General features: G+C 52.1%; 4 protein-coding genes, 1 pseudogene and 1 riboswitch. Of the genes and pseudogenes, 2 read left to right on the top strand and 3 right to left on the bottom strand.

The features are described from left to right. Nucleotides 1-177: 177 nt before the first annotated feature. Nucleotides 178-3837, top strand: coding sequence for a methionine synthase (gene metH / locus BZG79_RS06700; RefSeq protein WP_077774019.1), 3660 nt, complete (start codon nt 178-180; stop codon nt 3835-3837). Nucleotides 3838-3875: 38 nt separating this feature from the next. Here metH and lysC read toward each other — a convergent pair whose 3' ends face one another. Continuing rightward, nucleotides 3876-5255, bottom strand: coding sequence for a lysine-sensitive aspartokinase 3 (gene lysC, locus BZG79_RS06695; protein WP_077774018.1), 1380 nt, complete (start codon nt 5253-5255; stop codon nt 3876-3878). A gap of 101 nt (nt 5256-5356) precedes the next feature. Then, nucleotides 5357-5544, bottom strand: a riboswitch (Lysine riboswitch). A 197-nt stretch (nt 5545-5741) separates the two neighbouring features. Here lysC and BZG79_RS06690 point away from each other — a divergent pair. Further along, the gene (locus BZG79_RS06690; RefSeq protein WP_021022711.1) at nt 5742-6875 is read left to right on the top strand and encodes an alanine--glyoxylate aminotransferase family protein; all 1134 of its coding nucleotides are present in this window, start codon (nt 5742-5744) and stop codon (nt 6873-6875) included. Here BZG79_RS06690 and BZG79_RS06685 read toward each other — a convergent pair. Next, nucleotides 6872-8542, bottom strand: a complete 1671-nt coding sequence (locus BZG79_RS06685; RefSeq protein ID WP_077774017.1) for a Wzy polymerase domain-containing protein — start codon at nt 8540-8542, stop codon at nt 6872-6874. The genes BZG79_RS06690 and BZG79_RS06685 overlap by 4 nt on opposite strands. Further along, nucleotides 8542-10990 (bottom strand): annotated as a pseudogene (gene uvrA, locus BZG79_RS06680) (excinuclease ABC subunit UvrA); the annotation flags it as partial. The gene BZG79_RS06685 and the pseudogene uvrA, both read right to left, overlap by 1 nt.

Raw genomic sequence — 10990 nt, 5'->3', positions numbered from 1 at the left:
TTCCTAGTACGACGAGGAATGAAAGAGTTACAAAATATTAATAGAAATTGCGCTCAAAACGAACAGCTGAATTGAAATAGATCAAAATTAATCGATATTTATAGACGTCTAGATTTCCAAAATGGCTGTGGTAGGATAAAACTATCGCAATCAGGATGGTGATATCACGGGGTAAGAATGGATCGATTAACACAGCGTCTCTCTAAGTGTATTTTGGTGATCGATGGTGGTATGGGCACCATGATCCAAGGCTTAGGACTCGGCGAAGCCGATTACCGCGGCGCACGCTTTAAAGACTGGCATTGTGATGTGAAAGGTAACAATGACCTTTTGGTACTGACGCAGCCTGAAAAAATAGCAGCGTTACACAACGACTATCTGGCCGCGGGCGCGGACATCATAGAAACCAATACGTTCAACGCGACCCAGATAGCCATGGCCGATTACGACATGCAGGCCATCAGTGCGGAGATAAATTTAGCTGCTGCGCGTCTTGCTCGCGACGTGGCTGACCACTGGACGGCGAAAACCCCAGAAAAACCACGCTTTGTTGCTGGGGTTCTCGGACCCACGAATCGCACTTGCTCTATCTCTCCAGATGTGAACGATCCTGGCTTTCGTAATGTCACCTTTGATCAATTGGTTGAGGGGTATGCGGAGTCCACTGAGGCGTTGATGGATGGTGGTGTTGATCTCATCATGTTGGAAACCATCTTTGATACCTTGAACGCTAAAGCCTGTGCCTTTGCTGTTGAAAAAGTCTTTGATGCCCGAGGTGTGCGCTTACCCATTATGATCTCTGGCACCATCACTGATGCGTCTGGTCGTACGCTCTCTGGGCAAACCACCGCGGCGTTTTATCACTCTTTACGCCACGTCGAACCGCTTTCTTTTGGTTTGAACTGTGCGCTGGGGCCAGCCGAATTGCGTCAGTACGTCAAAGAGCTCAGTGAGATCTGCGAAGGATTTGTTTCGGTCCATCCCAATGCCGGTTTACCTAATGCGTTTGGCGAATACGATCTCTCGCCTGAAGACATGGCAAAACATATCGACGAATGGGCCGCTTCTGGCTTTATTAACTTGGTGGGTGGGTGCTGTGGTACCACGCCCGAGCATATTCAAGCGATCAGCGAAGTGGTGGCGAAACATGCCCCTCGTGCGCGCCCCTCTCAGTCTGTGGCATGTCGACTATCAGGGCTAGAACCGCTGACTATTAATGCTGAAAGCCTGTTCGTGAACGTGGGGGAGCGCACCAATGTCACTGGGTCAGCGCGTTTTAAGCGTTTAATCGTTGAAGAACAATACGACGAAGCGCTTGAGGTGGCGTTACAGCAAGTGGAAAACGGGGCGCAAATCATCGATATCAATATGGATGAAGGCATGTTGGATGCACAGCAAGCCATGGTACGTTTTCTCAATCTGTGTGCGGCTGAACCCGATATTGCCCGGGTACCGGTGATGATTGACTCCTCAAAGTGGGAGATCATTGAAGCCGGACTGAAGTGTATCCAAGGTAAAGGGATTGTGAACTCAATTTCTCTTAAAGAGGGGGAAGCCGCGTTTATTCAACAAGCCCACTTAGTCCGTCGATACGGTGCCGCTGTGATTGTGATGGCGTTTGATGAGCAAGGCCAGGCTGATACACGTGAACGTAAAGTCGAGATTTGCACGCGCGCGTATCACCTGCTGGTTGACCAAGTCGGCTTCCCGCCGGAAGACATTATCTTTGATCCTAATATCTTCGCGGTGGCCACCGGCATTGATGAGCATAATAACTACGCGGTCGACTTCATCAACGCGGTCGCAGATATCAAACAAACCCTGCCGCATGCCATGATTTCAGGTGGCGTGTCTAACGTGTCTTTTTCGTTTCGCGGAAACAACCCAGTGCGTGAGGCGATCCATGCGGTGTTTCTCTACCATTGCATTAAAAACGGTATGGACATGGGCATCGTCAATGCTGGCCAGTTAGCCATTTATGATGATTTGCCTGAATCGCTGCGTGTGGCGGTGGAAGATGTGGTGCTTAACAAAGACGATGGCGCCACGGAACGTTTACTGGCGTTGGCGGACAGCTACCGCGACCGCGGTGAAAACGAAGTGGCAGAAACCGCGGAGTGGCGCAGTTGGCCAGTGGATAAACGGCTTGAACATGCACTGGTTAAAGGCATTACCGAATTTATTGTTGAAGATACTGAGCTAGCTCGAGCGGCGGCGAGTAAACCGTTGGAAGTGATAGAAGGCCCACTAATGGCGGGCATGAATGTGGTGGGAGACTTATTTGGCGAAGGTAAGATGTTCCTGCCGCAAGTGGTGAAGTCGGCGCGGGTGATGAAACAAGCCGTGGCCTATCTTGAACCTTACATCAACGCTGAAAAGCAGCAAGGGCAGACCAATGGCAAGATCTTACTTGCCACGGTAAAAGGCGACGTGCATGACATTGGCAAAAACATTGTCGGCGTGGTGCTGCAATGCAATAACTTCGAGATTATTGATCTCGGCGTGATGGTGCCGACCGATAAAATCCTGTCAGTGGCGCGCGAGGAGCAAGTCGACATTATTGGTTTGTCAGGCCTTATCACGCCGTCGTTGGATGAAATGGTGAATGTCGCCAAAGAAATGGAAAGGCAAGGGTTTGATATTCCGCTATTGATTGGGGGGGCGACCACATCCAAAGCGCATACCGCGGTGAAAATAGAGCAGCACTACCAGGCTCCTGTGGTGTATGTGTCGAATGCGTCACGTGCCGTTGGCGTTTGTGCATCGCTATTATCGCCGGCTCAATATCCGGACTTTGTCGCGCGCTTACAAAAAGAGTATGTGTCAGTACGAGAGCAGCACCAACGCAAGACACCCCGCACTCCGCCTGTCACCCTGGACGCGGCAAGGGCAAACAAATGGCAAACCGATTGGGCCCATTACACGCCGCCCCAGCCGGCGAGGCCGGGCGTCCATGTTTACGATGATGTCTCGATAGCGACATTACGTCAGTATATCGATTGGACCCCTTTCTTTATGACCTGGTCCCTGAGCGGCAAATTCCCGGCGATTTTAGACCACGAGCTGGTGGGTGAAGAAGCACGCCGTTTGTATGAAGACGCTAATGGTTGGCTCGACCGGTTTGAGCACGAAGGCTTGATCGCCGCAAAAGGAGTGTGTGGTGTCTTTCCTGCCAACAGCCTAGAGGACGATATCGAGGTGTATACTGACACATCACGGCAAACGGTGGGCACGGTACTGAACCATTTACGTCAGCAAACCCAAAAGCCACGCGGCGCCAATTATTGCTTGTCGGACTTTATCGCGCCGAAAACCAGTGGTCAGCCTGATTGGATTGGTGCGTTTGCGGTGACAGGCGGCATTGGCGAGTATGCCTTGGCGGAAAGTTATAAAGTTGCAGGGGATGATTACAACGCGATCATGATCCAAGCGGTCGCCGATCGATTAGCAGAAGCCTTTGCAGAATACCTGCACCAGCAAATTCGGATCTCATTGTGGGGCTATGCGCCCAATGAGACGCTCGATAACGACGCCTTGATCCGGGAGCAATACCAAGGGATCCGGCCGGCACCGGGTTATGCTGCCTGCCCTGAGCACAGCGAGAAAGGTAAAATCTGGCAGTTGCTCTCGGTGGAAGCGCACACAGGGATGACGCTGACCGAAAGCTACGCCATGTGGCCGGGCGCGTCTGTGTCGGGATGGTATTTCTCACACCCTGAATCACGCTACTTTGCGGTAGCGAAGATCCAAAATGATCAACGTGACAGTTATGCGGCGCGCAAAGGGTGGAGCAGCAAAGACGCGGAAAAATGGCTCGGGCCAAACTTAAACGCCTAATGAAAAAAGACCAGCACATCACATGTGCTGGCCTTTTTTTACTCAAATAAGTCAGCGTGTAACCGCTGTACGACATGGGTCGCGTCGTGATCGTCGACCACCACACAGATATTGTGATTGCTGGCACCATAGCAAATCATGCGCAGTTTATATTGGGCTAGCGCACTAAATACCGGCGCTGTCGCGCCCGGTGTGTGATTCATCTCGTTACCGATCAGCGCAACAACCGCTAGATTCGCACAGATCTCTACCTGACATAACTGCGTGAGCTCGGCGATGGCAGCCTCCGGCAGCTGCGGTGCGTCACCCTGGGTATGGGTTTGATCCAGCGTCAGAGAGACACTGACCTCCGAGGTCGTGATTAAATCGACTGAGATTTCAAAGCGCGCCAAGATCTCAAACACCTTGGCCAAAAAACCACAAGCATGAAACATGTTTAAGCTGGTCAGTGTCACCATGGTCTGGTTGCGCCTGAGGGCCACGGCACGAAACAGCGGCGCTGAGTGCGCTTGCTCACGGATCCAGGTACCGCCTTGTTCGGGGGCTCTCGCCGCGCCGACAAATACCGGGATATGCTGGCGTACCGCGGGCACTAACGTCGATGGATGGAGGATCTTGGCACCAAAGGTAGCCATTTCCGAGGCTTCGCTAAAGCTAATTTCACTGATAGGACGAGCACGATCAGTCACCCGTGGATCGGTGGTATAAATCCCGGGGACATCGGTCCAGATGGCCAAGCTTTCTGCTCCGATCGCCTCGGCGAATAGCGCGGCACTGTAGTCACTGCCGCCGCGGCCTAAGGTGGTGGTGTGCCCGTTCGCATCAGCACCGATAAACCCTTGCGTGACCACTAAATGCGTCGCTAAGCGGGGGAATAATTGGTTCTGGCACTGTATCTTGGTTTGTTGTCGATCCGGTTGGGCACAGCCGAAGTGACTATCGGTGCGTAATAACGCTCGCGCATCGGCCCTCACCGTGGCCATGCCTCGGCTATTGAGCAAGTGAGTAAAAATATAGGTTGAGATGAGCTCACCACAAGCGACCAACGCATCCGTTAACGCTGTACTGGGGGCAGAGGTTGCGGTATTTGCATAGTCGGCAATCGTTTGGTGCCAGTCATCGACTGCTGTTTGCGTGTTCTGGCAAGCGGGAAGCGCGTTTAATATCGCTTGATGGATAGCGGTGATGGCAACCAGTTTGTCTTGACGGACTTGTGGGTCGTTGATCCCTTGTGCCAGTGCAACTAAGTGATTGGTGACGCCTGCGCACGCACTGATCACCACAAAGCGGGTATGTGGGTTTTGCTCGATCACATCAGCGCTTTGTTGCATGGCATCGATAGTGCCAACGCTTGTCCCGCCAAACTTAGCGACTGAAATCGGTGGTAATGGGTTCACGTCCTTTTCCCCTCTCATCATACAAATGGGTCTTAATCAATTCATTATGGGGAACATCAGAAGTCACATCGTGACCGCGGTAGGGACCGCAAAAAAGAAGGAAGAGCAAACGGCAGGCATGGACTGCCAGAAGCGCTCCACCTGTCTTCCTGTAGGGATGACAAGTGACAGCCTGAAGGATTCAGCCTCCTAGGCCGGCAGCGTTTCGCCCCCAAGCTTACGCCACCTCGGCATTGTCTCCCCTGATTATCATACCTTGGAGTGGGGCTCCGCATGATAACTGCCTGAGAAATGCACCTCTTCTGCATGTTCAGTCCCGGGTTGGTTATCCCGTGAACAGCATTTACATTACGGGCGAGATGACAGGGTGTCAACTGCCTTTTGGTCACGATCAGTGCCTTGGCAAAATTGTCCAGCGATCACACAGTTCACGTGCCAGGCAATAGGGATATGGCGAAAAAATATGCTATAACGGTCATCTGTGTGTACCAACAACAAGGAAAGGTTATGGCACGTTCAATTTCCGAGATTCAATCTTTTCAGCCCGTGGCTCGCACGTTAATGGGCCCGGGCCCCTCTGATATTTATCCTGCAGTGCTACAGGCACTCAGCCGTCCGACTGTCGGACATCTTGACCCTTTGTTTATCGCGATGATGGATGAAGTCAAACAACTGCTTCAATATGCGTTTCAAACCGACAACCCTTTTACCCTGGCGATTTCGGCACCAGGCAGTGCCGGGATGGAAGCTTGCTTTGTCAACTTAGTTGAACCGGGTGAAAAAGTGATTGTCTGTCGCAATGGTGTGTTTGGCGATCGTATGCGGGAAAATGTCGAGCGTTGCGGCGCAACAGCAGTGATGGTCGACGATGCCTGGGGTGCCCCTGTTAGTCCAGAAAACGTTGAGGCTGCGTTGAAAGCCCATCCGGATGCCAGCACGCTTGCGTTTGTCCATGCTGAAACCTCAACCGGCGCTTGTTCGGATGCGCAAACACTGGCGAGATTGGCGCGGGAGCATGGTTGCTTAACCATTGTCGACGCCGTGACTTCACTCGGTGGCGTGCCATTGAAAGTCGATGAGTGGCAGCTCGATGCCGTGTATTCCGGTAGCCAAAAATGTTTGTCATGTGTCCCTGGCTTATCGCCTGTCACCTTCTCACCGCGTGCTGTGGCTAAAATGCAATCGCGAACCCACAAGGTACAAAGTTGGTTTCTCGATCAAAGCCTGGTGCTTGGTTATTGGAGCGGAGAAGGGAAACGCAGCTATCACCATACCGCGCCGGTCAATAGTTTGTATGCTTTGCATGAGTCTTTATTGCGGCTCTATCAAGAAGGGCTTGAGCATGCATGGCAACGTCATCAAGACATGCATCAACACCTCAAAGCAGGGCTGGATGAGCTCGGTATCACTTTTGTGGTTGATCAGCCTTACCGTTTGCCGCAGCTTAACGCGGTCACTATTCCGGATGGCGTGGACGATGCGGCAGTACGTCAGCACCTGCTCACGACCTATAATCTCGAAATTGGTGCCGGCTTGGGCGATCTCGCCGGTAAAGCGTGGCGCATTGGCTTAATGGGCTACGGGGCACGGCATGAGAATGTGGCGCTGTGTCTGAAAGCGTTAGAAAACGCGTTACGTTAAGGCGTTAAGGTATCGGGCAAGGTATGGCGAGTGGTCCATACTTTGCTTGCTTGCGGGTATAAATAGCGCGCTTCTTGTTGAATATCGCGTGCGCGTTGATGATCACCAATTTGTAACGCAACCTGATACGCATGCTGATAGCCCGAAAAGCGTGGGCGTTGCGCGACTTGACGCAGTAAATCATCCAAATGCTGGTGGCGTGCTACGTCAGATAAGTGCGCCAAATTCGCTTGAAAGTGACGGTCTTGTTGCGCACGGTGCAGTTTTTGCTGCCACCATGGGTGTTGCTGATACAAGGTAAAACGCTGCGAACTTAATAAGGAATCACGCAGATAGCGATTGGCGAGGTAAACGGATGACAAGCTCAGTAAGGTGACGAGCACCAGCGCCATGATCACACTACGGCTCGCGACACGCTGACTATAACGGTGTGAAAACACGGGATAACGACGATATCGACCGGTTAAGTTGTCTAACCAATATAACCAAATCAATAACAATACCCCGTTAAACCACTGTGTGCCACTGGCTGGATAAATCATCAGGCCGGTCAGTGGTGGCAATACTAAGGCGATCAATATTCTACGTGTTCCTGACGGTGCACGTAGAATACGAAGTGTTAGCGCGGCTAACACCACAAGATAGCCGCAGGCGACAACGAGCCCCCCTTCAAGGAGCCACAGGATTAAAGCACTGGGTAACGTCACCGGGCCGGAATGATTCGGTTGTGAGGCAGACAGTAATAGCAACGTTGACTGACCATTGCCCATGCCCACTCCAAAAAATGGCGTCATTTGCCATTGCTGCCACGCCAGCATCAGTGCGCGCTGATCGTCGGCGGTGAGCCAGTGCCAGTTGTCTTGACCACTGAGACCAAATACCGCCAAAAATGCCCCTGCCGAGATAGCGATCATCCACATACGATGCTGGCGTCGCGAGGCAAACCGGGCTAAATACACTTGTTGTAAGCCAATCGCACACAGGGCGAATAGCAACAGTAAGGGTTGCTCTTGCATCGCCAATATCGGAATCAACATGAGCGGTGTTAACGCGAGTAAGCCTTGGCTAACCGGGTGGCGATATCGACCACTGGGCTCTCTGGCCAAAATGTAGGCGGCGAGCGTGACTCCGGTTAACAATAAGGTGTGAGTCACGGCTGGAGGGAGGTGAGGGACCCATTGATCAAACATAAAGGGTGCCATGCCCGGCGGAGGCTGGTTCCCTAATACCGACAATACCGCTAACCAGGAGGCCAACAATAAGACGGCCAGTAGTTTTTGTCGTTGGGCGTGATTAAAAATAAACTGCTGTAGGGCTGAGAAAAAGCCAAAGCTTAGCGCTAAAACGATGAGCGCATAGCCACTATTGTGGCCCAGTGCCTGCGGATAAAAATAGGGCATCATCGCCAAGCCGGTCGCAAGTGCCAATGTGCCGGTCAGCCGAGTGGCTCGCCATGTGTGTTGACGGATAACCTCCAAACTGGCGAACCCAAGCGCAAATGCCAAGGTGAGTAATGATAGCGCCGCCGCCGGGTGACGTATGCCTACCAGCGGCAGAGCAACCGAGTAAAGAGGCAGACAAATCAGCCACAATACCGTTAAGGTCACCAAAAAGGGCACCGTCAACGGCTTGCGTATGACACGACTAGGCGGCAGCACTAACGTCATTATCGCTCCAACATTGGCTTGAGGAAGTGGGCCGTGTGGCTGCCGACCACATCGACAATCGATTCCGGTGTGCCTTGGGCGATAATTTCACCCCCGCCATTGCCGCCCTCAGGCCCCAGATCGATGATCCAGTCGGCCGTCTTGATCACATCTAAATTATGCTCAATAACCACAATAGTATTCCCTTGCTCACGTAGGCGGTGCAGAACATTGAGCAGTTGTTGAATATCATGAAAGTGTAACCCTGTGGTTGGCTCATCAAGAATATATAAGGTTTTACCGGTATCGCGTTTGGACAGCTCTCGGGCTAACTTCACCCGTTGCGCTTCACCACCAGACAAGGTCGTCGCCGCTTGGCCTAGGCGCACATAGCTCAAGCCAACATCCATCAAGGTTTGCAGCTTACGCTTAATGGCTGGCWCTGCATCAAAGAATTCACGCGCGTCTTCCACTGTCATTGCCAGGACTTCATCGATGGTTTTGCCTTTATAGCGTACTTCAAGTGTCTCGCGGTTGTAGCGTTTGCCCTTACACACATCACAAGGGACATACACATCCGGCAAAAAGTGCATTTCTACTTTGATGACCCCATCGCCTTGACAGGCCTCACAGCGGCCACCGCGTACGTTAAAACTAAAGCGACCCACCTTGTAGCCTCGTGCCCGTGCTTCTTGTGTGCCGGCAAACAGTTCACGAATCGGGGTAAAGATCCCAGTGTAAGTGGCGGGGTTTGAACGCGGCGTACGGCCAATGGGGCTTTGATCGATGTCGATAACCTTATCAAAGTGTCCTAGGCCATCAATCTCGGCATACGGCGCAGGATCCGCGGTTGTGGCACCGTTTAATTGCTGGTGGGCGACTTTAAAGAAGGTATCGTTGATGAGGGTTGATTTTCCAGATCCCGACACGCCCGTGACACAAGTGAGTAAGCCGACAGGTAAGTGCAGGTCCACATTTTTGAGGTTATTTCCGGTTGCACCTTTGAGCGTCAACATCTTGTTGGGATCGCGCGGTATCCGTTGTGCTGGCACCGCAATCGCTTGTTTGCCAGAAAGATACTGCCCGGTAAGTGAATGCTCACTGGCAAGAATATCGTCAAGGCTGCCTTCTGCCACGATCTCGCCCCCGTGCGCGCCCGCCCCTGGGCCTATATCGATAATGTAATCCGCGGCACGAATAGCGTCTTCATCATGTTCAACCACCATCACGGTATTGCCCAGATCGCGCAAGTGCTCCAAGGTATCCAGTAAGCGCGCGTTATCTCATACTGAGCTCACAAATTTCTGGCAGGTTACGGTTATCGATAAAAACATGTCGAGCTTCTTGACGTAAACGCGAGCCACCGCAGCTGGCGCAGGGCTTAGTGGCAATATATTTGGCGAGTTCGTCGCGCACCGCATTAGACTCGGTATCGCGATAACGGCGCTCCATGTTATTGAGGATCCCCTCAAACGGATGCTTACGTACGCGAATATCACCACGATCGTTGACGTATTTAAACTCGATCTCTTTCGGCCCAGACCCATATAAAAGTATATCTTGCATGGTGCCGGAGAGATCTTGCCAGGGCGTTTCCAGATCAAAACCGTAATGCTCAGACAGTGAACGCAGCATTTGGAAGTAATAAAAGTTACGACGATCCCAGCCTCGGATCGCACCACCTGCGAGACTGACCGCAGGGTTTTGAATCACGCGTTTGCGATCAAAGTACTGCTGAACGCCTAACCCGTCACAGGTGCCACACGCACCGGCGGGATTATTAAATGAGAACAAGCGAGGCTCTAGCTCTTGCATGCTGTAACCACAATGGGGGCAGGCAAAGTTAGCAGAAAAAATGATTTCTTCACCGTCGCCGTCCATCCAGCTGATGACCGCACTGCCACCCGTGAGTTCGAGCGCGGTTTCAAAGGATTCAGCTAAACGTTGTTGTTGATCGTCGCGTACTTTAAATCGGTCAACCACCACTTCGATGGTGTGTTTTTTTTGCAGCTCCAGCGTGGGTGGATCGGACAGATCACACACCTCGCCATTGATCCGCGCACGAATAAACCCTTGAGCAGCGAGGTTTTCAAGTGTTTTTACATGCTCACCTTTTCGGTTTTTGATAATCGGTGCCAGCAGCATTAACTTACTGCCTTCAGGCAGGGCTAACACTTTATCCACCATTTGGCTAATGGTTTGTGCCGCTAGGGTGACATCATGGGTGGGGCAGCGTGGCTCTCCCACTCGGGCGTACAGCAAACGCAGATAGTCATAGACTTCAGTGATGGTGCCAACGGTGGAGCGGGGGTTATGTGATGTCGACTTTTGCTCAATCGAGATGGCGGGTGACAGCCCTTCGATATGGTCAACATCGGGTTTTTCCATCAAGGATAAAAATTGACGCGCATACGATGATAAAGACTCAACATAGCGACGTTGACCTTCGGCATACAAGGTATCGAAAGC

Source organism: Salinivibrio sp. MA427, from assembly GCF_001996115.1.
Lineage (GTDB): Bacteria > Pseudomonadota > Gammaproteobacteria > Enterobacterales > Vibrionaceae > Salinivibrio > Salinivibrio costicola.
The sequence above is the reverse complement of the archived record's forward strand: the minus strand, read 5'-3'. Positions and strand labels throughout refer to the sequence as shown.